This window comes from Corynebacterium sp. sy017 (genome assembly GCF_017918135.1).
Taxonomy (GTDB): domain Bacteria; phylum Actinomycetota; class Actinomycetes; order Mycobacteriales; family Mycobacteriaceae; genus Corynebacterium.
Genome location: NZ_RZUE01000003.1, coordinates 87,033 through 112,977 on the forward strand (window position 1 = coordinate 87,033; position 25,945 = coordinate 112,977).

At 46.7% G+C, this 25,945-nt stretch carries 22 protein-coding genes; 13 read left to right on the plus strand and 9 right to left on the minus strand.

Going from position 1 to position 25,945, the window contains the following annotated elements; translation table 11 throughout:
• Positions 1–213: 213 nt before the first annotated feature.
• The 9 genes from rsmI (at position 214) to ppk2 (ending at position 10,443) form a co-directional block, all read left to right on the plus strand.
• The gene (gene rsmI / locus EML15_RS06910; RefSeq protein ID WP_144274340.1) at positions 214–1,098 is read left to right on the plus strand and encodes a 16S rRNA (cytidine(1402)-2'-O)-methyltransferase; all 885 of its coding nucleotides are present in this window, start codon (positions 214–216) and stop codon (positions 1,096–1,098) included.
• A gap of 13 nt (positions 1,099–1,111) precedes the next feature.
• The gene (gene metG, locus EML15_RS06915) at positions 1,112–2,938 is read left to right on the plus strand and encodes a methionine--tRNA ligase (protein ID WP_144274342.1); all 1,827 of its coding nucleotides are present in this window, start codon (positions 1,112–1,114) and stop codon (positions 2,936–2,938) included.
• Positions 2,939–2,946: 8 nt separating this feature from the next.
• Positions 2,947–3,792, plus strand: a complete 846-nt coding sequence (locus tag EML15_RS06920) for a TatD family hydrolase (RefSeq protein WP_144274344.1) — start codon at positions 2,947–2,949, stop codon at positions 3,790–3,792.
• 226 nt (positions 3,793–4,018) lie between these two features.
• Complete coding sequence (locus tag EML15_RS06925; RefSeq protein WP_144274345.1) at positions 4,019–5,209, plus strand: resuscitation-promoting factor; 1,191 nt, start codon at positions 4,019–4,021, stop codon at positions 5,207–5,209.
• Positions 5,210–5,352: 143 nt separating this feature from the next.
• Positions 5,353–6,264, plus strand: a complete 912-nt coding sequence (gene rsmA, locus EML15_RS06930; RefSeq protein WP_144274347.1) for a 16S rRNA (adenine(1518)-N(6)/adenine(1519)-N(6))-dimethyltransferase RsmA — start codon at positions 5,353–5,355, stop codon at positions 6,262–6,264.
• Positions 6,257–7,228 carry a 4-(cytidine 5'-diphospho)-2-C-methyl-D-erythritol kinase gene (locus EML15_RS06935; protein WP_144274349.1) on the plus strand — a complete coding sequence of 324 codons (972 nt, stop codon included), beginning with the start codon at positions 6,257–6,259 and terminating at the stop codon, positions 7,226–7,228. The genes rsmA and EML15_RS06935 overlap by 8 nt, the downstream gene beginning before the upstream one ends.
• A gap of 85 nt (positions 7,229–7,313) precedes the next feature.
• Positions 7,314–9,119 (plus strand): ABC-F family ATP-binding cassette domain-containing protein, encoded by a 1,806-nt coding sequence (locus EML15_RS06940; RefSeq protein WP_144274351.1) that lies wholly within the window; start codon positions 7,314–7,316, stop codon positions 9,117–9,119.
• Between the two features lie 56 nt (positions 9,120–9,175).
• Positions 9,176–9,502, plus strand: coding sequence for a putative quinol monooxygenase (locus tag EML15_RS06945; protein ID WP_144274353.1), 327 nt, complete (start codon positions 9,176–9,178; stop codon positions 9,500–9,502).
• A 41-nt stretch (positions 9,503–9,543) separates the two neighbouring features.
• Positions 9,544–10,443 (plus strand): polyphosphate kinase 2, encoded by a 900-nt coding sequence (gene ppk2 / locus EML15_RS06950; RefSeq protein ID WP_144274355.1) that lies wholly within the window; start codon positions 9,544–9,546, stop codon positions 10,441–10,443.
• A 28-nt stretch (positions 10,444–10,471) separates the two neighbouring features.
• On the opposite strand, the gene EML15_RS06955 is transcribed toward ppk2, so the two are convergent.
• Positions 10,472–11,341: a Cof-type HAD-IIB family hydrolase gene (locus EML15_RS06955; RefSeq protein WP_144274357.1), complete on the minus strand. Its 870-nt coding sequence runs from the start codon at positions 11,339–11,341 to the stop codon at positions 10,472–10,474.
• A gap of 96 nt (positions 11,342–11,437) precedes the next feature.
• Between EML15_RS06955 and EML15_RS06960 the strand changes: the two genes are divergently transcribed.
• Positions 11,438–12,511 (plus strand): enoyl-CoA hydratase/isomerase family protein, encoded by a 1,074-nt coding sequence (locus tag EML15_RS06960; RefSeq protein ID WP_144274359.1) that lies wholly within the window; start codon positions 11,438–11,440, stop codon positions 12,509–12,511.
• 90 nt (positions 12,512–12,601) lie between these two features.
• On the opposite strand, the gene EML15_RS06965 is transcribed toward EML15_RS06960, so the two are convergent.
• Together EML15_RS06965 and EML15_RS06970 are read right to left on the minus strand one after the other, a co-directional pair.
• Entirely contained in the window at positions 12,602–13,903 is a 1,302-nt protein-coding gene (locus EML15_RS06965) for a DUF6882 domain-containing protein (protein ID WP_144274361.1), read from the minus strand.
• A gap of 106 nt (positions 13,904–14,009) precedes the next feature.
• On the minus strand, positions 14,010–15,437 hold the full coding sequence (locus EML15_RS06970) for a glyceraldehyde-3-phosphate dehydrogenase (protein ID WP_144274940.1): 1,428 nt from the start codon (positions 15,435–15,437) through the stop codon (positions 14,010–14,012).
• Positions 15,438–15,722: 285 nt separating this feature from the next.
• Between EML15_RS06970 and EML15_RS06975 the strand changes: the two genes are divergently transcribed.
• The gene (locus EML15_RS06975) at positions 15,723–16,445 is read left to right on the plus strand and encodes a hypothetical protein (protein WP_349236855.1); all 723 of its coding nucleotides are present in this window, start codon (positions 15,723–15,725) and stop codon (positions 16,443–16,445) included.
• Between the two features lie 34 nt (positions 16,446–16,479).
• On the opposite strand, the gene EML15_RS06980 is transcribed toward EML15_RS06975, so the two are convergent.
• Positions 16,480–18,117 (minus strand): peptide chain release factor 3, encoded by a 1,638-nt coding sequence (locus EML15_RS06980; protein WP_144274363.1) that lies wholly within the window; start codon positions 18,115–18,117, stop codon positions 16,480–16,482.
• 103 nt (positions 18,118–18,220) lie between these two features.
• The gene (pth, locus tag EML15_RS06985) at positions 18,221–18,865 is read right to left on the minus strand and encodes an aminoacyl-tRNA hydrolase (RefSeq protein ID WP_246858193.1); all 645 of its coding nucleotides are present in this window, start codon (positions 18,863–18,865) and stop codon (positions 18,221–18,223) included.
• 49 nt (positions 18,866–18,914) lie between these two features.
• On the opposite strand from pth (EML15_RS06985), the gene EML15_RS06990 reads away from it, so the two are divergent.
• On the plus strand, positions 18,915–20,012 hold the full coding sequence (locus EML15_RS06990; protein ID WP_255455992.1) for a nitronate monooxygenase: 1,098 nt from the start codon (positions 18,915–18,917) through the stop codon (positions 20,010–20,012).
• A gap of 316 nt (positions 20,013–20,328) precedes the next feature.
• Here the strand turns inward: EML15_RS06990 and pth (EML15_RS06995) are convergent, their stop codons facing one another.
• The 4 genes from pth (EML15_RS06995) to EML15_RS07010 form a co-directional block, all read right to left on the minus strand.
• Positions 20,329–20,892 (minus strand): aminoacyl-tRNA hydrolase, encoded by a 564-nt coding sequence (pth, locus tag EML15_RS06995; RefSeq protein ID WP_144274367.1) that lies wholly within the window; start codon positions 20,890–20,892, stop codon positions 20,329–20,331.
• A 38-nt stretch (positions 20,893–20,930) separates the two neighbouring features.
• Complete coding sequence (locus EML15_RS07000) at positions 20,931–22,196, minus strand: MFS transporter (protein WP_144274369.1); 1,266 nt, start codon at positions 22,194–22,196, stop codon at positions 20,931–20,933.
• Between the two features lie 184 nt (positions 22,197–22,380).
• Positions 22,381–23,010 (minus strand): 50S ribosomal protein L25/general stress protein Ctc, encoded by a 630-nt coding sequence (locus tag EML15_RS07005; RefSeq protein ID WP_144274371.1) that lies wholly within the window; start codon positions 23,008–23,010, stop codon positions 22,381–22,383.
• Between the two features lie 255 nt (positions 23,011–23,265).
• On the minus strand, positions 23,266–23,934 hold the full coding sequence (locus tag EML15_RS07010) for a DNA alkylation repair protein (RefSeq protein ID WP_255455993.1): 669 nt from the start codon (positions 23,932–23,934) through the stop codon (positions 23,266–23,268).
• Positions 23,935–24,180: 246 nt separating this feature from the next.
• Between EML15_RS07010 and EML15_RS07015 the strand changes: the two genes are divergently transcribed.
• Positions 24,181–25,857 carry an AMP-binding protein gene (locus EML15_RS07015; RefSeq protein WP_144274373.1) on the plus strand — a complete coding sequence of 559 codons (1,677 nt, stop codon included), beginning with the start codon at positions 24,181–24,183 and terminating at the stop codon, positions 25,855–25,857.
• The last annotated feature ends 88 nt before the right edge of the window (positions 25,858–25,945 follow it).

Genomic DNA, 25,945 nt, shown 5'->3' on the forward strand with positions numbered 1-25,945 from the left:
TAAACCGCCCCTGCGAAGATTGCGTGGAGCTAACTTTGTTGGCCGATGTCGCGCTTATGGTGTTAGTGGTCACGGGCTATAGTGTAGACACTCAGGTGAGATTGGACAATCAACAAAGCAACTTAACTCGTATCTAGGTATAGGTTTGTATAGCTCTAAAAAGCATTTTTTATGTTATTGGTCAGATATGCGTAGCTGTGTCACACTAGAGATATGACTTGGCACCCTGTTGATATAGGCGGAAAACCACTAGCTGATTTGCCCCGTGGCATTATTATTGTCGCAACTCCTTTAGGCAATGTTGCTGATGCTACCCCGCGTTTAGCTCAGGCTCTGGCTCAGGCGGATTATATTGCTGCTGAAGATACTCGCCGTACTCGTGCTTTGGCTCAAAGTCTTGGGGTGGATATTCGTGGGCGGGTGATGAGTAACTTTGACCATAATGAGCAAGTGCGGGTAGCGCAGTTGCTTGGTTTTGCCAGAAGCGGCACGGTAGTCATTGTGACTGATGCGGGTATGCCTATTGTCTCCGACCCAGGGTTTCCGTTGGTGGCAGCTGCTCATGATGAGGGCATACCGGTTACGTGTTTTCCTGGACCTTCTGCGGTACTGACTGCACTTGCTCTTTCTGGATTACACGTCGGTAAATTTGCTTTCGACGGATTTGCGCCGCGCAAAACAGGACAGCGACGTACGTGGCTTGAAGGATTAAAAAAAGAGACTCGAGCTGTGTGCTTTTTTGAGTCGCCACATCGAATTGCGGCAACACTTGCTGATGCAGTGGAGATTTTAGGGGAGCAACGTCGTGTAGCAGTAGCGCGTGAATTGACCAAGACTTATGAAGAAGTAAAACGTGGTTGTCTTGGCGAGATTGCCCAGTGGGCTGAGCAGGGAATACGTGGCGAAATTACTGTGGTGTTGGAAGGAGTGCAAGAAGTTATTACCGAGCATGATAAAGATGCTCTGGTAGCTCAGGTGCTTGCATACTGTGACGAGGGGATGCGCTTAAAAGAGGCGTGTGCCCTGGTGGCGCAGCGTAGTGGTGCAAGTAAAAAGGAACTTTATAATGCTGTTCTCGAGTCCCGTGATGGAGCCTGATAGAGTAAGAACCATGAATAATGTGCTCGTCTCAGTTGCTTGGCCTTATGCAAATGGACCACGCCATATTGGTCATGTGGCTGGTTTTGGTGTTCCATCTGATGTTTTTGCTCGTTTTCAGCGAATGCGTGGAGCACATGTGCTCATGGTTTCTGGTACAGATGAGCACGGTACGCCACTTCTTGTTCAAGCTGATAAAGAGGGAGTGTCGGTCAAGGAATTAGCAGATCGCTATAATCGTCAAATTGTTTCCGACCTTGCCGGACTAGGGCTGTCCTATGACTTATTTACGCGTACGACCACCCGTAATCATTATGCAATTGTGCAAGAGCTCTTTAGAGGCCTCTATGACAATGGCTATATGATCAAACAAACTGCATTGGGAGCTATTTCACCTTCTACAGGTCGTACTCTTCCTGACCGCTATATTGAGGGCACCTGTCCTATCTGTAGTGCTCCGGATGCGCGCGGTGACCAATGCGATAATTGCGGCAATCAGCTCGATCCTGCTGATCTGCTCAATCCAGTATCGAAAATCAATGGCGAGACACCTCAGTTCATTGAAACGGAACATTTTTTGTTAGATCTACCAGCTCTGGCGCACTCTTTGGAGCAATGGTTACAAGAACGCAAAGATTGGCGTCCTAATGTCATCAAGTTCAGCCTTAATTTGTTAGAAGATTTACGTCCACGTGCTATGACACGTGATATTGACTGGGGTATTCCAGTTCCTGTAGAAGATTGGGCAGATAACCCATCGAAGAAACTGTATGTTTGGTTTGATGCAGTGGTGGGTTATCTATCTGCTTCTATTGAGTGGGCATATCGTAGTGGGCAGCCAGAAAAATGGCGTGATTGGTGGACTAATCCGCAGGCGCAGTCGTTCTATTTCATGGGCAAAGATAACATCACGTTCCATTCACAAATTTGGCCTGCTGAATTGCTTGGTTACCAGGGCAAAGGCGATAAAGCTGGCGTTGTGCATGCATTGGGCGAACTCAATTTGCCTACTGAGGTGGTGTCTTCAGAGTTCTTAACCATGTCGGGTTCTAAGTTTTCTTCCTCTAAAGGCGTGGTCATTTATGTTAAGGACTTCCTTGCTGAGTTTGGTCCTGATCCACTGCGTTATTTCATTGCCGTTGCTGGTCCAGAGAATAATGATACTGATTTTACGTGGGATGAGTTTGTCCGCAGAATCAATAATGAGCTGGCAAATGGTTGGGGTAACTTAGTCAATCGCACTGTCTCTATGGCATATAAGAATTTTGGCCAGGTGCCACAGCCAGGTGCATTATTGCCTGTCGACGAGGCGATTTTGGCTCTTGCTGCACAAACGATGGATAATGTGGCTCAAGCGCTGTCACATTCTCATTTCAAGCAAGGCATTACTGCTATTATGCACGTCGTCGGTGAGGCGAATGCGTATATTGCAGAGCAAGAACCATGGAAGTTGGCTAAAGATCCTGAGCAGCGTGATCGTTTAGCGACTGTCCTATGGACAGCCTTGCAAGTTATCTCCGATTGCAATGTGATGTTTACGCCTTACTTACCGCATACTGCGCAGAAAGTACATGAGACTCTTGGGCGCACTGGGGTGTGGGCAGCTCAACCTCGTGTAGAAGAAGTCGTCGATGATCAGCCGCTTGATCTTGTAGGTGTGGGGTTGCCGGAGCATGGTCAGACTTATCCTATTATTACTGGGGATTATGAGGCACAGGCTGCTAAATGGGAGCGGATTCCCATGGAGCCAGGTGTGGTGCTTGCTAAGCCGCAGCCAATTATCAATAAGTTGGATCCAGAATTAGCTACCACTGGTCCACAGTGGGCGCCGGTGTCTTAGAGGAAATAATGGGAAAGAAAAAACCTCGTCCAATTCCGGTTCCTGCACCAAGAATTGATGGGCTTATCGACGCTCATACCCATCTTTCCTCTTGTGCAAAGCATAAGGGTACTGAGGATATTGGTGACTTTGTTCACCGAGCTCAGGAAGCCGGAGTGACAAAAATATGTACAGTGGGTGATGGGCTTGCTGAAGCGGAATTAGCGTTAGCCGCAGCAAGAGAATATGAGAATGTATATGCTGCGTGTGCTATTCATCCCACTCGCGCACAGGAGCTTGATGAGCAAGCGAAGGTTCGTTTAGAGCAGATGGCGGCAGATCAGCACTGTGTTGCTATTGGCGAGACAGGGCTGGATACCTATTGGATCAAACATGATCCAGATAATACTGCTGCTTTTGAGGTTCAAGAAGAAGCATTGCGGTGGCATATTGATGTGGCAGTGCGCTATGGCAAAGCATTGATGATTCACAATCGTGAAGCAGATAAGGAACTATTGAGGATTCTCGATGATGAGCCAAAGCCGGTGCATACAATTTTGCATTGTTTTTCTTCTCCGCTAGATATCGCACAGGAAGCAATAGACAGAGGATATGTCTTAAGTTTTGCGGGCAATGTTACGTTTAAGCGTAATGATTTTTTGCGTGAAGCTGCTCGCATTGTGCCAGGTGAGCAGTTATTGGTTGAAACTGATGCGCCTTTTATGACTCCAGAACCGTATCGCGGTGCTAAGAATGAGCCAGCATTGATTGGGCATACTGCACATTGCATTGCCGAGTTGCGCGGTATTAGTGTGACTGAATTGGCGCAAGTGGTACGAGGTAATTTTGATCGAGTCTATTCTTGTGATTCTTAAGTGCTAAAGCATACAAAAATTATGGGAAATATGTGACTAATGATAGTTCTGTAATTCCTTGTGGTGACTTAAAGGTTAAAGTGGGATTTTTTCTCCATAATTAATCGACTTTATCGCTTTGTTACCGTATTGTAATAAAAGCAAAGGCGCATACAGTGCCATACTGGATTGTTTCAGTGATGGTTTCTTGCGATGTGCAATAGTAATTCTTAAAGAAAGTAGTTCAGTGCGGACACATCAGAAAACGCGAATTGATAAGACAGATAACAAGTTGCCAATGCGTCTCGCTATAGGCGGAGTTGTTGCTTCTCTCAGCGCTGTGGCAGGTGTGGGAGTTGTGGTTGCAAACCACAAAAATATCATCGTTGATTATAACGGTGAAGAAATCGAGCTGAGTACAATGTCTAGCACCGTTGAAGGGGCGCTAGAAAAAGCTGGTGTTACTGTCACAGAAAAGGATATTGTTTCGCCAGCGTTAGAAGAAAAAATTAGTGATGATGACAGCATCACTGTGAAAACTTCCAAGCAGGTTTCCCTCGTTGTTGATGGTCAAGAACAGACTGTTGATACCACAGCAACTACCGTGGGCGAGCTCATGGAACAGATCAACAGTATTCCAGCTGCGATAAATGCGGTGGAAATGAATGTTGATGCTGATGAAAAAATACCTGAAGAAGGTATGAATGTTGATATCGTGACACCAAAATTCATCACCATTGATGATGGCGGTAAACTCGTACACACAAAAATTGCTGCAGCGACCGTAGGGGATGTTCTCAAAGAGCGCGGCATTGTGCTTGATGCTGATGATCGCGTATTCCCTCCTGTGGAGACACCAATAACTCCCAATCTTCGTATGGTGATTGAGCGTATCGAAGTATTCGAGACGGAAGTTACTGAGGCCTTTGAGCTACCACCAGTTTATACTGATGATCCTGACCTCTATAAGGGTGAGGAAGAGCTTATTACACCTGCTACACCTGGTGAAAAGAAAGTGGTTCGTAAAATCACCAAGATCAATGGTGTAGAGCGCGAGAATCAACCAATCCGTGAAGAAGAAATCCGTCCTGCCATTGCTGCTGCCATTGCGCGCGGTATCAAGGAAAACTCCACTGTCACTGTGAGCTTTAGCAGTGCGAATACTGGTGCGGCTGCGCCAGCTGTAGCTGATGGTTCAGTTTGGGATCAACTAGCGCAATGTGAATCTGGTGGCGATTGGTCGATAAACACTGGAAACGGTTTTTCTGGTGGGTTGCAGTTCACTCCTTCTACATGGAGTGGCTATGGCGGTGAAGAATACGCTCCAGCAGCACACTTAGCGACGCGTGAACAACAGATTGCTGTTGCAGAGCGTGTGCAGGCTTCCCAAGGTTGGGGCGCATGGCCTGCTTGTACGGCAAAGCTAGGCATTCGCTAAAAGTGTAAAAAGTTGAGTAATACAACCTCCTCAAGATCTATACGTGCTTTTTCGTCTTGAGGAGGTTTTACTATGGAATACGCATATCCATTTTGGGCTTGTGCATAGAGAAAATAATGCGGAATTAGGTAGATTAAATAATTATGGAAGATCAGCGCGTGCAACTTCTCGGTCCGCAAGAAATAAGAGCTTTAGCGCAACAAGTAGGTATTGTTCCAACCAAAAAACTCGGACAAAACTTTGTTCATGATCCTAATACCGTGCGGATGATTATTGCCGCAGCACAATTGAGCCCCGAGGATCATGTGGTTGAGATCGGACCTGGTCTTGGCTCATTAACACTTGGATTATTAGATACTGTGCGTACAGTAACCGCAGTAGAGATAGATCCACGCTTAGCAGCGCAACTTCCACATACCGTCGCTCAGTATGCACCGGCAGTCCGCGATAATTTACAGCTCATTCATCAGGATGCGCTAAGCATTCAAGCTCAAGACATTGACCAGCCCACGGCATTAGTTGCCAATCTTCCTTATAATGTTTCTGTCCCTGTGTTACTGCACTTTCTGGAGATTTTCCCCAGTATCAAACGAGTGCTCGTCATGGTGCAAGCAGAAGTTGCTGATAGATTGTCGGCAGCACCAGGCTCAAAAATATATGGGGTACCAAGTGTCAAAGCAGCCTATTATGGTCGCGTGAAAAGAGCTGGCTCTATTGGGAAGAAGATTTTTTGGCCGGCGCCCAAAATTGATTCAGGACTTGTACGCATTGATGTCTATGATGATCAAGAATGCGCATGGCCGAGAGACGCGCATACTCGACAGACAGTATTTCAATTAGTAGATCAGGCTTTTGCCCAGCGCAGAAAAACACTCCGTGCTGCATTATCCGGGCTGTGCGGTGGCGGGGAGTACGCAGAAAACATTTTGCGAGCAGCAGATATTGATCCGACGTTACGTGGCGAAAAACTAGGCGTGCAAGAATATGTACGCCTAGCACAGGCATATGTAGCGCATGAGCATGAGAGTGTGGCTCGAAAGAATGAAAATGCATAATCGCAGTGAAGAAAAACAGACATCGGGACGCACTGTTATAGCTCATGCTCATGCCAAGGTAAATCTCCACCTAGGAGTAGGGGAATTACGTGCTGATGGCTACCATGACCTCGTGAGCGTTTTTCAATCTTTGAGCTTATACGACGAACTGGTCATAGAATCTGCTCATGGTGCCTCACCCTGCGACAACACAAGTATCATCAGTTCCTTTGAGGTAGAAAACCTTAGTCAGGGCACTGTTGCTAATGCGCAAGTACCGCGTGATGGTCGTAATTTAGCATGGCAGGCCGTCGAAAAGCTATATCATTGGCACCGTGACAACGGTGGAGACGCTTTACAACCTGTTTGCATAACCCTAAGAAAAGGAATACCTACTGCAGGCGGTATGGCAGGTGGTTCTGCTGACGCAGCAGCAGCATTACGGGCATTTAATACTTTTTTGCCAACTCCGGCAACAGAACAACAATTGCTAGCACTCGCCGCAACTCTTGGCTCTGATGTGCCATTTACCTTATTAGGGCATACGCAATTAGGCACAGGGCGCGGTGAAAAACTGACCCCAATACTTACCCGAGGAACGTATCACTGGGCGTTGGCGTTTTCCGACACTGGATTATCCACCCCAAAGGTATTTGCCAAACTCGATACGATGCAACGAAAACCCCATCTTGACACTCAACAACTTTCAGCTGCTTTGAGCGCTGGCAAGATAACAGAAGTGGCGCAATGTCTGCATAATGATTTACAAGCTGCAGCACTCTCATTACAACCAAAGCTAAGGCGCACACTAGAAATTGGCAAAGATGCAGGTGCATTAGCGGGAATCGTATCAGGGTCAGGACCAACCTGTGCTTTTCTCTGCTCTGATGAACAGACTGCTCGGGAAGTAGCTGATGAGTTACGCCTCTTTGGTGCAGCGACTGTGGCAACAGGAGCAGCCTCAGGGGCACACCTGCTCAGCTAATGCAGCTAGTGAGTGCAGTCAGAGCACCGCTAACATGGCAGAAAAGAAAAAGAAATAGACAACTGTAATCGTAAAGGAATATGCTGTGGCAACGCCATTATTAGGTGCTGAAGCAATTTATCTTGAATACCCTACCCACGTCGTCTTTGATTCTTTGACCCTCGGCATTGAAGAAGGCGATCGCATTGGTATTGTTGGACGCAATGGGGAAGGAAAAACCAGCTTATTATCGTTGTTATCTGGTCATGTGCAGCCGCAATCAGGTCGAATAACCAAGCGCAATGGAATGCGCCTTGGCGTTTTGACTCAAAAAGATGAGCTCGATGATCACCTGAGCGTTCAAGAAGCCATTGTTGGTTCGCGCCCAGAACATGAGTGGGCATCTGATGCACGCATACGAGATATTATCGCTGGGTTAGTGTCGGATATTGCATGGGATGCGCGCATTGGTCACTTATCTGGAGGGCAACGTCGTCGAGTAGCTCTTGCCGCATTGCTCATCGACGACTGGGACATGATTGCCCTTGATGAGCCAACAAATCATCTTGATGTGGAAGGTATTACGTGGCTTGCTGAGCACTTGAATACCCGCTGGGCAAAAAATTCTGGTGGTCTGTTGGTTATCACGCACGACAGGTGGTTTCTTGACGCAGTATGCAATAAGACCTGGGAAGTCCATGATGGTATCGTGGAGCCTTTTGAGGGCGGATATGCGGCCTATATTTTGCAGCGGGTAGAGCGTGATCGTATCAATGCAGCTGCAGAGCGTAAGCGCCAAAATTTGATGCGCAAGGAACTGGCGTGGTTGCGTCGTGGTGCCCCTGCACGAACCTCAAAGCCAAAGTTTCGTATTGAAGCCGCTAATCAGCTTATCGCTGATGTACCACCTGTACGCGATAGCATTGAGCTTAAGCGACTAGCGGTAGCGCGCTTGGGTAAAGATGTTGTTGATCTAGAAAATGTTAGTGTTTGCTTTGGCAATCAGGAAGTATTGCGTGATGTTACTTGGAGAATAGCACCGGGGGAGCGTACTGGAATTGTTGGTGCTAATGGGGCAGGTAAATCCACACTATTGCGCTTGCTCTCTGGTGAGCTTGCCCCGAGTACAGGTTGGGTAAAGCATGGGAAAACTGTGCGCTTTGGTTTGCTCGATCAGCAGTTTTCCCAGTTAGCAGACATTGGTCAGGATCGGGTACGTGAGGTACTGGCGCGGACAAAAACAAGTTTTAATGTTGATGGCAAAGAGCTGACACCTGCGCAATTATTGGAGCGCTTAGGGTTTAAGAAAGAGCATCTTTCTTCTTCGGTGAGCGAGCTTTCTGGTGGACAGAAGCGTCGATTGCAGTTGTTGTTATTATTGTTGGCGCAGCCTAATGTTATTGCCTTAGACGAACCAACTAATGATGTTGATGCAGAGATGTTGACTGCCCTTGAGGATCTTTTAGATTCTTGGCCTGGAACGCTCATTGTCATTTCCCATGATCGTTATCTCTTAGAGCGGGTTACCGATCAGCAGTATGCAATTATTGATTCCACATTGCGTCATATTCCTGGTGGGATTGATCAATATCTGGCATTGCAGCGGGATAAAACGCAACAAAGCAGCATAGATACCAAAGCACATAGTGCTGATAAATCCAGTAAGCCTGCATCTGCTGGCGCTGAGCTTTCTGGAGCAGCTCGGCATATGATGAAAAAAGAAATCTCTTCGTTAGACAGACATATGAACAAACTCCTTGACCGTAAAAAAGAACTTCATATGCTTATGGCTGATCATGACCCCAGTGATTATGTGGGACTGAATGAGTTAAATGAGCAGGTTAGCGTGGTCGACGAACAACTAGCTGAATGTGAGATGCAGTGGTTAGAATTATCGGAACAATTGGAATGACACCAAAGTAAAAGTCATATTATTATGCAGGGCGATTCTCGCCTAAACTTATAGCTATGATTCTCATCAATGTGCGCTATAACGTTCGGCCAGAATTTGTTGATACTTTCCTCGAAGAGATTGCCTGGTTCACTGAGGCAACGCGAGCTGAAGAAGGAAATATCTTCTTTGAGTGGTATCAAGATCCACATAATCCAGCGCAATTCTTACTCATTGAATCTTTCCACGATGACGCAGATGTTGCTCATGTGCAAAGCGAGCATTTCCAGCGTGCGTGCAAGGAATTGCCTCGATACTTTGTGGAGACACCCAAGGTTATCAACACCACAATACCGGGTAAAACTGAGTGGGATAAGTTAGTGGAGTTTGCCGTCGAAGGCTAAAACTAAAGCAAAACTGACAGTGTTCAAGAAAGAAAGCACGTATGAGTAAAGAGACAAAAAACAAAGATAAGCAGAGCAAAAAACCACCTGAGCTAGACACAAAGGCGTATGAGAAAGAGCTTAAGCGCTTGCAAGCAGAGCTGGTGGATATGCAGCAGTGGGTGGTAGAAACTGGTGCTCGTGTTGTGGTGATTATGGAGGGGCGTGATGCAGCTGGTAAGGGTTCTGCTATTAAACGCATCACGCAGTATCTGAATCCTCGCACGTGCCGTATTGAAGCATTACCTGCGCCTAATTCTAGGGAACAAGGGCAGTGGTATTTCCAGCGTTACGTCGAAAAGCTACCGACGGCTGGCGAGATCGTTATTTTTGATCGCTCGTGGTATAACCGTGCAGGTGTAGAACGCGTGATGGGCTTTTGTACTTCTCAAGAGTATCGACGTTTCTTGCACCAAGCACCAATTTTTGAGCGACTTTTAGTTGAAGATGGCATTATCCTGCGTAAATACTGGTTCTCTGTGTCTGATGAGGAGCAGCTCGAACGCTTTAAGGCACGTCGCAATGATCCATTGCGCAGGTGGAAACTCTCGCCAATGGATTTTCAATCTATTACTCGTTGGGAAGACTATTCGCGAGCAAAAGATGAGATGTTTGTGCATACCGATATCCCATCTGCGCCGTGGTATACCGTGGAGTCTGAAGACAAAAAGCGTTCTCGTATCAACGTTATTAGCCATCTGCTGTCGACGATTCCCTATGAGAAAATCGAGCGGGAACTACCAAAAATACCAGAACGGCCCAAATCTCATCATGATGATTATGAACGACCACCACGTTCTGATTTCCGCTATGTTCCTGATGTAGCAGCTAAGTTAGAGAAGCCAAAGAAAAAAGCTGATGCAAAGAAAGAGAAGAAAGACAAGGAAAAGAAAAAGAAATAGTCGCTTATTGGTTGAGCTTTACTAGCTTTTAGCAAGCCTGAGTCAATACTTGTTCAAGCACCTGTATCACACCTTCTTCTGTGTGTGCGGGTGCTTGATGTGTTGCTACTGCAAGTAGCTCAGGATGAGCATTTGCCATAGCATAAGAGCGGCCAACAGTGCGCAATAATTCAAGATCATTGAGATAATCACCAAAAGCAATGGTGTTGTCCAGCGTAATGTCAAGACGCTTGGCAAGAGTGGCAACCGCATTACCCTTATGCGCGGCAGGATTCATAAAATCTATCCAGTTTCCACTAGATACAATGGGAAGTAAACCAGCTGTTTTTCCAGATAATGCGGTGGTCGCGGCAGGTCTGGACCCTTGAAAACAATAGATAGCTACTTTGACTACCTGATTATTGATATATTCTGATAGCTCAGGAACAACGGTCAATTTCTTATAATACGGTGTGCATTGTTGCATAAAAGCCTGATCAGAGCGAGAAATAAAGGCACCATCTGCACGGCATACTACGGCACCCCAGTCAAGTTCTTGATTGCTTGCCACAGTGTGCACAATGGTGTGAACTGCTGCTGTATTCATTGTGACAAGCGAGATTATTTTTCCCTCGTAGGAGACTACAGCGCCATTTTCGGCAATGATGGGCAGTTGAGGATAGGCGGAAAATTGTTCTTGTAAGGTAAAAAGTTGCCTACCACTTGCGGGTGCAAAATATATTCCACGCTCGTGCATTGTGTCGAGTAAGGGCCAAAAGCGAGGTGGTATGCAGTGATTCTCATCTAATAATGTGCCGTCCATATCGCTTACTATTAGCTGAACATTCACAAGAGCCCTCTTCTTTGTTTTCTTAGGTTGTTTTGGTTTTTCTTTCTCGAAAGTATTGTAGTTGGGCATGATGTTACCTGCTACGTTCACCTAATGTGGTGTAGTGCGCTAAAACTTCCTAGTTTTAACTAACATTTTTTATCGTGATGTGCGACACTGTAGAACATGACTGATTTGGTAGGTAACACAGAAGAACCATTGGTAAAAGTTTCTGTTCGCGGTAATACTGGTTTACTGGAACTCAACCGTCCACGCGCTCTGAACTCGCTCAATGTTGAAATGGTCACCATCATCGACCACGCACTCAAGCAGTGGAAAGAAGACAGCAATATCAAACAAGTAGTCCTCAGCTCATTGAGCCCTAAAGGTTTTTGCGCAGGCGGAGATGTACGTTTTGCCCGTGAAGGCGCACTAGCCAACGAACATGATCATGTTGATGATTTCTTCGCCCAAGAGTACATCCTCAACGGCGACATAGCTGAGTACCCTAAGCCATATATTTCGCTTATCGACGGTGTGGTGATGGGCGGCGGACTCGGCATTTCTGCACACGGATCCCATAGAATCGTGACGGAGAAAGCCTTTGGGGCAATGCCTGAAATGGCTATTGGTTTTATTCCTGATGTGGGTGTGCCATATATGTTTGAGAATATGGTGGCGCGCAATGGACGTAGTTCTCATGCACTAGCAGTATTTTTAGTTGTTACTGGCTGGCGGTTATCCCCAGCAGATATGCTCTTTAGTGGTTTGGCAACTCATTATGTGCCCAGTGAAAATCTCGACCAATTGCGGGAAAAAATCATTGAGGATTCTCTTGATGCGGCATTAGCTGAGTTCGCGCAAGAGCCAAGTGAGCCGTCGCAATTAGAGGCGTTGTATCCAGACATTGAAGCGGTATTTGGTTTTGATTCATGGAAATCTATTGCGCACGCATTAAAAGAACATCCTAATGAAGAATTTTGCAATGTCGTCGAGCAGCATATTGCTCATGCAAACCCTGCATCGATTGTGGCAGCAGTAGAGCTAATGGCAGTTGTTGCTCGCTGTGAGGATATTCGCCAAGAGCTTGAATGCGAACGAGTTTTAGGAATGCATTTTAGGCGCGATCCTAATTTTGCTGAAGGAGTACGTGCAGTGCTTGTCGATAAAGACCGCACGCCACATTTCCATCCAGATAATGTCGAGGATGTAGATGTATCTGTGTATCGTGCCCTACTGACTACAGCACTTGATCAGTAAGAATTTACTGCGTTTTATTGCTCCATTGCTTTATTGAAAGCAGCCAGTGCTTATTGCACCGGCTGCTTTTTGCATAGCGTTGAGTGATATTTAGGATACAAGACGCAAGCCATCGCTAAAATCTACGGTAACTGCACCATTGGTAGTGATCAGTCTTGCCTGGCGCGTATGTGGTTGCGCTGGTATATCGGTGGTTTCTGCATGATGAGCATAAGAATGTGTATCGAAATCTAGAGCGATATTCCGAGCCTTGGCATAAGATTCTAGAGCTAAACGTGTATCGCGCATGGGGTAATCACTGGCTGCATTGATAGTAGCCTGGACAGCATGCACTGTTGGTTGTGGGAGAGAGAGAATATGTGCACAATCAACTAACAATACTCCGCGAGTATGCTCGTCGAGATTAACAATAATATGCGTCCACAATCCTAGGATCTGCTTTCCGATTATCTCATAATGCTGTGCACGAGCTTGGGCTATGTCTATTTCCGGCGCGAGGAAAATAGAAACATTGTGGTCAAGACCAAACTTCTTGAGACCAATAGCCGGTAAAGCTATCTGATAGTGTGCAAATTGCGCGTCAGTATATGACCAGCGCCAAGTATTATCTCGGATAGTGGCAATGAGAGCCGCACGTAAATGAAGTGGAGCTTTGTGCTGCGGCGTAAATAATTCAATACCGGGTTGGTCAGAAACGCAACGTGCATTTGCCTGGGAAAAAGTTGCCTCAAATAGGAATTGTGACTCGATAGAAAGCAGAGCACTAGCAGCAAGTAAGTCGGTAGTATTTTTCTGCTCGGATACTAATTCTCCCGTGTGGGTATCAACCACACTGCCGTTGTTGAGATGTATCTGCTGTCCATTAGTGTGAGCAGCTAAACCGAAGGTACGTGCAAAAGAATGTACGGTACGTGCTATCACTGCTGGTTCCTTGGGTAAGGAAGAATGCTTAATCCTTGCTAAGCCCAGTGCTAATGCATAGTGTGGATTACTCAGAGGAAGGGCGCTTGTAATAATAACGGCATGATAGTGCCCTGATTTTCCGGGAATAGGAGTGAAAAAGAGTAATTTTCCTCCGAACACACTACGCGCTAAATCAATGATGTCTTGAGTGAATTCTACGTCACCGTGTAATGGGGCATGGGGGAGTTCATTGTGATGTAACCAATGCCAGACATTATTTTCTATTTCCGCAATAACAATACCATCAAGTGTTACGGTTTCTTGTGGCTTCATAGTGGTGATCTGTACTTGATAACCGTCGGAAGTGGGGTTGAACTTTATGCTTGGTTGACTGCCGCACAGCATGAAGAAGGATTCATCATAAGCTGCTTGGTTGATGATGGTGTCGATGCGTAGCTCTTCTAATGTTGGGGAGGTGTATTGCTCCATGGTTTCCTTTGCGATAAGCGATTACTATGCCACCAGTGTAATAGAAAACCAGCACTCGTTATATGAATAATGAGTGCTGGTGGTATATACGAGGGGTATGCAGGTATTAGAGATCTTTTTGATCAATGCGTTCTGGTAGCACGATTGGACGAGCGCCCGCAATATGCTCCACAATGCGAATAACTTGGTTAGAGTAGCCAAACTCATTGTCGTACCATACGTAGAGCACAAGATGTTTTCCACTAGCAATAGTAGCTAGCCCATCGACGATTCCCGCATGGGTAGAACCAACAAAATCAGTAGAAACTACCTCGGGCGATTGGATGTAGGCAATCTGCTGACGCAAATTAGAGTGCAATGCCACTTGATCCATGAGGTTATTGACTTCGTCGCGAGTGACTTCTTTTTCTAAAGAAAGATTAAGCACTGCCATAGACACATCAGGGGTTGGAACACGAATGGCGTTACCCGTGAGCTTTCCTTCTAATTCAGGTAGTGCTTTTGCCACTGCTTTTGCTGCACCTGTTTCGGTGAGCACCATGTTCAGTCCAGCGGCTCGACCACGACGTGAGCCTTTGTGGAAATTATCAATGAGATTTTGGTCATTGGTAAAGGAATGGACGGTTTCTACGTGACCATGAACGACACCATAGTGATCATTGAGTACCTTGAGCACCGGAGTAATACCATTGGTGGTGCATGACGCTGCAGTGACAATATCATCATCAGCATAGTCATCATGGTTGATTCCGTAGACGATATTTTTAAGATCGCCTTTACCAGGTGCGGTAAGCACAACACGCTTAACACCTTTGCTGTGCAGGTGCTGGCTTAGTCCGGCACGGTCACGCCATCTACCTGTGTTATCTACGACGATGGCGTCGTTGATACCATAGGCAGTGTAATCCACGCTGGCTGGATCATTGGAGTAAATGACCTGAATCTGTGCCCCATTTGCCCAGATGATGTCATTTTCCTCATCCACGGTAATCGTGCCATTGAACGCGCCATGAACACTATCACGGCGCAATAGTGATGCACGCTTGATAAGGTCTTGTTCTCCATTTTTGCGTACGACGATAGCTCGCAGGCGAACACCACCATAGGCAGCCTCACGGGCAATAAGAATACGCGCCAAGAGGCGGCCAATACGACCAAAACCATAAAGTACAACGTCTTGAGATGGCATAGCATGAGCAGTGCCGATTGCTGGTGCTAACTCTGCTTGCAGGAATTGGTCAAGCTCTCCACCAGTTTCTTGATATTTCACTGCTAGTCGACCAAGGTCAATGGAGGCAGTGCCTAAATCAAGTTTGCTGATTGCTTCCAAGATAGGCAAAGTATCTGCTGGGGTGAGTTCAGTAGGAGTAGCCAGACGAGAATAGCGATGAGCTTTGACGATGTCAATGTCGGTGACGTCGATAAGCAAACGACCGAAAATGGAAGTGACTACATTGTTATTGCGGTGCAGCTTTCCAATAAGTGCAAGCATATGTTGCGCTGATTCGATTTTTTCATTCCAATGCTGTGGCATGGCGTTACTCATTATTCCCTTCATTCATGGGGCCAAAATAATGGTGACATAGGTAGTTCAGTAGCACACACTATGCGTATAGTGCGTATATGCTACGGATGCTTAAGTCACCACGTATGATAACTACACCCGATAGTCTAACTGAATGACGTGTAAAAATGGGGAAATTGGGGGTATCTTCAGGGTGAAAAGAATAACTTTCTTATACCCACCCTCCCTGCAGTTATTGATGAGTTTTTCTACCAGTGAGGAACACGATTCCTGCCTGCTATAGTGGTGTGGCAGATGAGAAACCCTAAACCTCTCACTCTCATCCCTTTTGGTAAAGAACACAAGAAAGATCAGGTGGCAGATATGTGGCATGCAGTGAGTTTTGCATTAGCGGACTCGCTTAATGTGCTGCTTATCGGCTTAATAATTATCGTCGCAGTCATTGTGCCTTCAGATAAGCCTTTTGGGCGCATAGTGTCGCTGCTGATCGCAGGGGATTGGCTGGGAGTATTCTTGTTATCCCTGATGACTATGTATGTTTTTGATGGTTTGGAATCAGGCGTAAAAGCAGTTATTTCCTCACCAGTTTTTGGCATTATCCTGATTGGGGTGGGGGTTCTCAGCGCGATTATGACCTGGCGTGGTGGCGATAATTCCCAGCTTATTGCCAAACTCATGCCGCCTCTAGAAAAACCAACAGTAAAAACCTTTGCCCTAGGATTAGTACTAGGGCTAGTTCAGTCGTTAACGTCCATCCCATTTTTTGCTGGTATCGCAGTATTAAGCGTGGGGGAGTTTTCTACCACAATTCGCTACGTTGGGATGTTTTTTTATGCCACTCTCGCCCTATCCTTGCCCATAGTCGTAGCAGCACTAGCTACAGCTCTACGACGCTCCCCCCAAACGCCTGCTAAAGGAGCATTAACCTGGCTAGATCAGAATCGTCGGCAAGCAGGTGCCTGGGCAGGGTATTGTGTAGCGCTGGTACTAATCCTTATGGGTGTGGCACACCTTTAGGCGAGTGTCATATGTGACCTTGAGTGTGTTTACTTTAGTCGGCGACCATAGGGAAAAGCTCAAACTCTGGATGCTCTTTTTCGATAAAGGAAAGTTTCCACTTATCGCCAAATAACGCGACTAACTCACCGTCGGTACGAGTGAAAACTTCTACACCTCGTTGTTTTGCTAATTCTGTAGCTGTGGCAGCAGTAGTTCTTCTAGCAACGGAATAAGGAATGGGATCTGCTACGGTTTCTACGTTATATTCATTTTCCATTCGCGCTTGCATAACCTCGAACTGCATCGGACCCACCGCAGCCATAACAGGTGCCGCGTCACCACGAGCATCATTGCGCAAAATCTGAACCACGCCTTCAGCGGCTAATTGATCAAGAGCCTTGCGGAATTGCTTATATTTTCCTAAGCTCTTAGCCCGCAGCGTGCGGAAATGCTCTGGTGCGAACTGAGGCATAGGTGGATATTGTACTTTTCTACCTGCATAGATAGTGTCGCCTGGGGCAAGGGATCCAGCATTGACCAGACCAACAATATCGCCAGGAAACGCTGTTTCCACAGTAGAGCGGGTGCGACCAAATACAGTCAGTGCGTATTTAGTGGAGAAACTACGCCCAGATTGGGCATGAGTTACTTGCATACCACGGTCAAATTCGCCAGATACCACACGCATGAATGCAAGGGAGTCTCGGTGATTCTTATCCATTCCAGCTTGTACCTTGAAGATCACACCAGAGAACTCGTCGTCAATGTTGCGGCGTTCGTCGATAGCACTTGTGGCAGCAGCAATGGCCTTCTCATCACTAGTTCTTGCGGCCGGCTCAGGGGCAAGTGCACACAGAGTATCTAAAATTTGGTGCACACCAAAGTTCAGCATTGCTGAGGCGAAGATAAGTGGGGAAGTAGTGCATTCTAAGAACAGTTCTTGATTATGCAGGGCGCCGTCGGCAGCGAGTAATTCTACTTCTTCTACCGCACTATCCCACACTTCTTGTTCTTTTTCTTGTGCCTGTTGCGGTGCATAGTGTTCTTCAGGGGCAATAGTAGAACCACCAGCAGTACGCAAGAAATGAATATACTGTTGCGCCTGACCATCTGCGTCGATACGCGCAAGACCACGAAAATCACCAGCCTCGCCTACTGGCCAATAAAGGGGAGTAGGTTGAAGATCAATCTCTTGTACAATCTCGTCAACCAGCTCCAGCGGGCTCCTACCTGGTCGATCCCATTTATTGATCACCGTGATAATGGGTAGTCCACGGGCTTTACACACCTTAAAGAGCTTTAAGGTTTGGGGTTCTAGGCCTTTCGCTGCGTCGATAAGCATAACTGCAGCATCGACAGCGGTAAGGACGCGGTAGGTATCCTCGGAAAAATCAGCGTGACCAGGGGTATCCACCAAATTAATCATGAATGGTTCGCCCTGATGATCTGCAGGAGCATACTCAAACTGCAGAGCCGAGGAGGCAATGGAAATACCACGGTCTTTTTCCATATCCATCCAGTCAGACACAGTGGCTTTGCGCCCAGCTTTACCATGCACGGCACCTGCCTCGGCGATAACGTGTGCGTGCAGTGCTAATGCCTCGGTCAGAGTGGATTTACCAGCATCGGGGTGGGCAATAACAGCAAAGGTACGGCGGCGTTTCGCTTGCGCTAAAGTGTCTGAACTCATAAAGAACAAGGATAGCTCGTGTCTTACCACTGTGGCGAATCAATCCTCAACAACAGCTCAACGCTGCTTTTTGGTTCTATATCTTCGTCTTTTCCGCTAGCTTTTACTGGGAGTGAATATCATTTTGTGCTTGTGCGATACCCTCGCTAATTACTGCACGCACCCCACGAGCTGCCAAAGTTGCCATTTGTTCTACTTGTTTATTGTCGTGATATTCCTCTAGTACATAATCAACTACGCTTGTGCCGCGCTCTGGTCTGCCAATGCCCATTTTTATCCGCACATAGTCGCGGGTGCCTAGCAGCTGCGAAATAGATTTTAAGCCATTATGCCCATTTTCACCGCCACCTTTTTTAATACGTACCACACCTGTGGCTATATCCAGTTCATCATGGACCGCAATGATATGGTCAGCCGCAATATCATAGTGATGAGCCAGCGCTGCCACTGCTTTACCAGAGTCATTCATATATGTTGTAGAACGAACGAGCAGCACGGGAGTGTCGGCTACCATGAGTTGCGCTGTCCACGCTGGCGCATTCTTGTGCTTTTCTAGCCCAAGTCCCTCTTTTTCCAAGAGCTTATCGACGCACAGGTAGCCCATATTATGCCTGGTTGTCTCATATTCTTCACCAGGGTTACCCAAGCCAATCACTAACCACTCAGGTCGGTGCTGCTTAGCATCCGTGGTGGCAGGGCGAAATAGTTTCTGTAAAAATTGTGTTAAGGATTGGCGAGAAAACATCATTCCATAATCGCATATTTTTTATTAAAGGGTTTGCTGAGGGTGATTGATAGTGCATACAACAGCTGCATCGTTTTTAGAGCAAGTAGGTGGCAATGAGACGGCACGCATTATTGCTGCACCAATGGCAGGTGGTCCGTCCACTCCACATTTAGTACATAGCGTTACCCAAGCAGGCGCACTCGGCTTTCTTGCTTCAGGAAATATCAGTGTTGCGCAGCTGGTAGCTAATATGCAACAATTGCGTGAGCTAAGCCAAGGAACCCCAGGGCATTATGGGGTCAATTTCTTCTGCCGCCAAGAACAAGAGGTCAGTGCACATACTATTGCAGCTCTTGCTCCTGTGCTTGCCGACGCTTATGCCCATGCACATAGCACTCGCACAGACGATACTGAGTATGTAGTACCCACGCCGCGTGCTCTTGACTATTCCAATGAATTTGACGATAAGTTCGCCGCAGTGCTTGATGCACGCGCCCAGGGTTATGGTCCTCGTATTGTCTCTAGTAGCTTTGGTAGTTTCACACCGAGCGAAATTGCACAGCTTCATGAGGTAGGTATTTATGCTTGGGTATCAGTGACTAGCCCGCAAGAAGCACGCCAAGCGCAAGAAAATGGTGCTGACGCTCTTATTGTGCAAGGCAAAGAAGCAGGTGGGCATCAATTAACGTGGTCGATGACAGCAGAACCAGCTTTTATGCCTGTGGCTGAATTGCTCCCGGCAGTAGCGGAGATAACCAATGCGACAATCCCACTGATTGCCGCAGGTGGGGTGCGCAATGCTTGCGATGTTGCTCGGCTATGCGCTTTTAACGCGGTGCAGGCAGTATCGTGTGGTTCCGTATTTCTCCTTGCTACCGAGGCTGGAACGAGTGCCCACAACCGAGCACTGCTGGAAAAAGGTGGGGAAACCATACTCAGCAGAGCTTTTTCTGGTCGCTATGCCAGGGGGTTGGCTACTACTTTTAGTCGTAGTCAGCTGCAGTTGCCACCGAGTTATCCTTATCTTTCTGTTATGCTCAAGCCTTTGCGTTCACACCGTGATTTTTCCTATTGCCTTGTCGGCGAGGACGTGCATTCATTGGCTGCGCAAGATGCAGCAGGGATCGCCGCAGAATTAAGCCAGGGATTAGCGCAGTTATCTTTTTAGCCTAGGGTAAGCTAAGATCGGGGTCATGGGTCATAGGGTTAACACAAAGCGTAAAGCGTACAATCCTTATAAAGACCTATACAAAAGTGGGCATAAAAAGAAAAAACATAAGAAGAATAAAAAGCACAGTGAGCTGCTCAAAGTACGTACTTTGTTGAGTGGTGCACCAGCATTAAAAAAGAAATGCTGCCGCTCATGTCCACGGTGTAGTACCTGCCCAGCAGTGTTGCGCTATTTGCAGAAGAATAATGCCCTGACCCTTGATGATGCAGCACTGCAAAGCATGCTCTTAGAAGCACGCTTGCGCTAAGTCGGCCTAGGTGTTCCTGAGATAACTTTCGACGCTATCCGCAGCATCAGCACACAGAATAGGTAACTGTGCTGTTTCTTGTTTGCTAAAGTTTTGCAGCACAAAGCGTGACACTTCCATGCGCCCTGGTGGTCTACCAATGCCAAGACCGACTCGCACATAGTCCTTAGTGCTGAGTGCTTTACTAATAGAGCGCAAACCATTGTGGCCATGATCGCCACCGCCCAGCCGTATCCTGTGCTGGGCAAAATCCAGCTCTAGGTCGTCGAAAAGCACAATAATGTGTTCAGGGGGAATACTAAAGAATGCAGCAAGGTTGTGTAGCGGGGTGCCAGAGAGGTTCATGGCGCTACGAGTTTTGGCAAGAATAACGCGCTGACCACTCAAGCTAGTTTGCGCAATAAGGGTATTCGAGCGCTTATGCAAGGATAATTGCGCTGTTGGTGTGGTGCGCTCGAGGAGCTCCTCGAGAAGCATTATCCCAGTATTATGCCTGGTTCGTGCGTATTTTTCCCCAGGATTACCAAGACCTAGGATAAGGAAAGGAGAAGATGAGGCAGGAGCATTCATATCACTTATTGTGCCAAGGACGCTCTCAGATGCAAAAGCTAGTCATAAGTATTGGAATAAGTCTGAGCCCAAGAACGTGCGACCCAGGGGTGTGGTATATGTGCAGCATGAGTTTTAGCCTTGCGTGTGAACTGAATTCGGGTGATGATCAGCGCACAGATCGTTGCGGTAACGGTGCACACTATGCAATAAAGGATGAAAGTATGTGAGCTATGTTCACTAAAAATAAATAATGCAAGGTATGCGCTGGCGATTCCGGCTTGTTCGCAGAAGGAAGAAAAAGAAGAAACAGTGCCAAGAATTGGGCGTGGTATGCCGTCGATGATTGCGCTTTGCCCATAGATAATTGTGAAATCAAAAAGGATGCCGGCAAGAAAAGCACTGATAAAAAATAGTGGTAGGGCGTGTGTGCCATAAAAAAGAGTGAGTGGTAGTGCTAATAATCCAGGAAAAACGAGAGCCCAGAAAATATCATTTTTTAGCTTGAGATATTGTGCCAGTACACTTCCCAGGAGTAGCCCCACATTAAAAGTAGAGAGTATGTATCCCCATAATTGTGGTGAGTGAAAAGCGCTGAGGAAGTAGTCCGCTGTGGCTAATCGAAAACCTGCAAGCCATGCACCAGCTTGGACAGCGGAGGTGATTGCAAGAATAACAAACCATGTTGCATAGCGAAGATACGCTATCGACGCGCGAAAAGTGCTTTTGTTCTCCTTTGCGTTTTGCGTAGGCCTTTGTAGTTCATTGCGGGAAACAAGGCATACGAGTATGCCTGAGCAGCAGTAAAGTGCGCTAAAAATATAAAAGAAAAATTGGGTTGATAAAGCCGTGAGAATGAGACTTGCGCAACCGGGTGCGATTGCCCGAGCAATGTTAATCAAGAGTCTTGTTCGAGCAATTTTTTGTGCCCTGCCTGCGGAATCGGTGATATGGGCAAGAACAACTTGTTGATTAGGGGAGGCGAATGCCCCTAGCGCACCCGTAGCGACGGCTAGTATATGAAGAACCGTCGTGAGTGGAGTCTGATTCCCAAGACAAAGGGCATAAGCTACGCATATCAGCGCGTCACAGATTGAGATGCCTAAGAAACATAATCGAGCGTTGAATCTGTCGCTCAGCAAGCCGCCAAGTGGTGCAACACATAATGTAATGATCGCTATGAGAGCAGTGTTAAGGACTGCTTGTGCGAAACTTGTTTCTATTAAAAGCACAAGTAGCACACCGGTGCTTATGCTGCGGCTCGCAAAAGCGTTGAGGGCAAGTCCGATTGCGGTGCGGTAAAAATTATGTGCGTGACTTGTCATGGGGCGCCTATCTAGAACGATAATAACTATAGTCTAATTGGTATTGCTTTCTATGTCCATCATTGTCCATCATTGCTAGAGACTGTCCCATTAACCTATTAAGAAAACAAAACCTCCCTGCACAGTCTTCCTGAATTGTGCGGGGAGGTAAGCGTTGCGCAAGCGTAAACGCAAAAGGAAAATTTTACTCTTCGCCTGGTTCTTCGCCGGCTTCTTCTGCTTCTGCGCCTTCTGCTTCAGCATCTTCGTCGGCAGGTTCCTCAGCGACCTCTTCGTGGTTGATGGACGCGATAAGAGTCTCAGGATCTGCAACAAGAGTAGTGTTTGCTGGCATGGTGAGGTCGGCAGCAGTTACCTTGCTGTCTACGTCCATGCCTTCAACAGAGAAGGTAATCTCATCTGGGATAGAGAGTACGTCAGCTTCAACGAGGATAACGTCAGCATCTTGAACAAGCATTGCGCCTGCGGCAACTTCACCCTCGATAACAACTGGAACTTCAACCTCAACTTTTTCGCCACGCTTAATGGTAAGCAAATCGACGTGATCAACGTTGAAGGTCAATACGTTTTGATCCACGCTCTTGACCATGGTGAGGTATTTTTCACCTTCGACGTCGAGCTCAAGAACAGCATTAACGCCCTGAGCACGAAGCAAAGCGTGAAGCTCGAGAATGTCGACTGCGAAGTGAACAGGTTGCTCTACCTCTGATCCGTAGATAACACCTGGTACGAAACCTGCGCGGCGGAGGCGTCGGGAAGCGCCTTTACCAAATTCATTACGCGCTTTAGCGCTGATAGTAGGGTACTGAGCCATTTTTAACTCCTATAAACTTCTATGACTATAAGTTTCAAGAGTCTCATAAGGATTGTGCTCGATGCTATAAGCCGAGAAACAAGAAAAACCTACGAATGAGACTATCTAGACATCTGTCTTGGCTGAGTCTTCGCAGGTATTGCAAAGGAAAATACAATCGCGTCGATAACGGCTAAAATAATTCAGCCCTCGCCGAGACTGTGTAAATATAGCATTCTTAGTTCTAAAACTCAAAATAGTACCTGCTAGAGATATTCACAGGTATTTGCTTGCCTCGCGCAGTGATAGCGTGGCAAGTTCTTCCTGATAAGTGTCAAGGAAATTGCGTACCCAATCAGGGTTATGTTTGGCATAATCGCGCAGTGCCCAACCAATTGCTTTATTGATAAAGAACTCGGTGTTGCCCAATGATTGTTCAATGCAAAAAGTAAGAAGTGCGGTGTCTGTGTGTTCTTTGCGTCCTAGTTGATGAATGATTGCTACACGACGTAGCCAGATATTTTCTTCTTGTGCCCACTGTTGCATTTGCTTAGCTGTGGCGTATGTTCCGATAATGCCAGCGAGCGCATCGACGCTATCCCACCAGGATTTGGTGGTGACGATATCGGCTAGCCAGTCAATGTCGCTAGTGCCCAGTGGGGCTTTTCTTAGATAATCGCAGGCAACATAGCTAAACTCTCGTTCTTCTTGGGCAAAACATAGTTCGACAAAGTTTCGGTCTATGCCGGCCTGGTGCACTGTTTGGGTAAGTTCTGTGAGGAAGTTTTTTGTTGCTGCTCTGCGTTGTGGCGTTTTGATGCCGAAAAATGCAAATTGTTCCCGCATATAGGTGCGCATGGTGAGGGCATTATCCTCGTTGCGTAGATCGCTGAGGATATGGCGCAGGGTGGTGAGATTTTTGTGTGGTGTTGGTTTGGGTGTCACTGCGTTTTCTTTTCTGTGCTAGTGGTGCGTGGTCATCGGGGTATTATTCACATGATTTAAGCTATTTTTGTTGAAGAAAGTATTTTATAGTATTTTTCTTAATGTTATGTCATTAAAATTATTCATTTATGTTTGCAAAAGTTAATATAGTGAATAATGTTATTTCTGTTAAAATTGTTATCTTGGTGTAACTTAAGAAGTAACACATACCCATAGTGCAGAATAAGCAAGGGGAAAGGAACAAGATTGAATCCATTAAACGTGGTAAAACGCATTGCAACTGTGCCACGAGACTTAGTTGACATTGCCAAAGCCATACCAGTTTTATGGTCATCCGGTGTTTTAGGTGCACAAGATGGTCCTCAAGCATTAGGAAAACTCGTTCTTGATTTCTGTCGCTGGGGCTTTACCTCAGCACGCCAGCTAGAAACTTCTGCTTTTTCTAGCGGCAATCGCATCGCACTCATTGACGATGACGGAGAACTAACCTACAGCCAATTGCGCGAAGACGTACGTGCCATAGCACGCACACTCTATTGCAAAGGAATTGATAAGAACTCCCGCATCGCCCTTATGGCGCGCAATAGTCGCGGTTTCTTATATACTCTGGTCCCCAAAGGACTCATCGGTTATAACACGTATCTATTCAATGTTGGCTCCTCACCAAAACAGCTCCTCGACAGCCTTAAAGAGCACAAGATCGATATGCTCTTTATCGACGAGGAGTTCGAGTCGCGCCTACCAGAGGATTTTGACGACATTGAAGTGGTCCTTACTTGGACCCAAGACGGCAAACGACTCCCACATAGAGATTGGGCACATATCTCCGAGCTTATCGACGACGCACCAAACGAAAAGGCAGTGAAGTTCCCATTACGTCCACGCCAGGGGCGTATTGTGCTTATGTCTTCCGGTACTTCCGGCACTCCTAAAGGCGTTGTACTGCATGAACCACGATTCCCAGTGGCATTAGTTTCTAGTATTTTGAGCAGTGGACCGTGGAAACCACGAATGCGTATGCAAATGACCGCATCAATGTTCCATGTGTGGGGATGGGCTTGTATTAACCTATGCCTGGCCACCCGCGCAACTATTATTACTCAGCGTGTTTTTGAGCCCGAAGTAGTCATGCGCACCATTGAAAAACACAAGGTACAAGGTGTGCTTACCTCTGCAGTGTTCATGAAGGCTATGGTCGAATTGCCTGATGTACAGAAATATGATGTTTCTTCTGTGCAATTTTTAACTAATGCTGGAAATGCGCTCACCGTAAATCTAGTGGAAAAGATTCACGATCTTTTTGGCCCGATCCTATCTAATATCTATGGTTCCACTGAGGTTACTGCAGTGTCTGTGGCTAAACCAGAAGATCTTGTTGCTAATCCACTATGTGCTGGACATACTCCGCATGGCACGATTACCAAGATCCTGGATGAAGCAGGCAATGAAGTAAAAGACGGCGAAATTGGCATCATCCACGCGCGCAATGCCATGACATTAGTGGGATACGCTAATAAACGCGATAAAATCACCTACCGCCACGGACTTGTCGATCTTGGCGATTTAGGATACCGCGATGAAGGTGGCCGCTTACAAGTGCTTGGTCGCAATAACGATATGATCATCGTCGGTGGCGAAAATGTGTATCCAATGTCTGTTATTGATTGTCTGACCAGTATGCCAGGCATCTCCGACGTCTACTGCAAAGGCGTAGAAGACGATAAAACATTCCAAAGAATTGCAGCTTATGTGGTTCGGGAAGAATCACCAGCTGGATTAGCATTGACGGAAAACTCTGTGCAGGAGTGGGTACGACAAAACCTTGCAGAACACTCTGTTCCTCGTGATGTGCATTGGCTGGCAGAACTGCCACGCAATGCTACTGGAAAAGTGGTAGCGCGAGAACTGCCTTCTGCTACATAGCAAGCGCTTAACATCCGATAACAATTAAACGGCATAAAGATGATGAATCTTTATGCCGTTTTCGCACTACTGGGCTATGGGGAAGAAA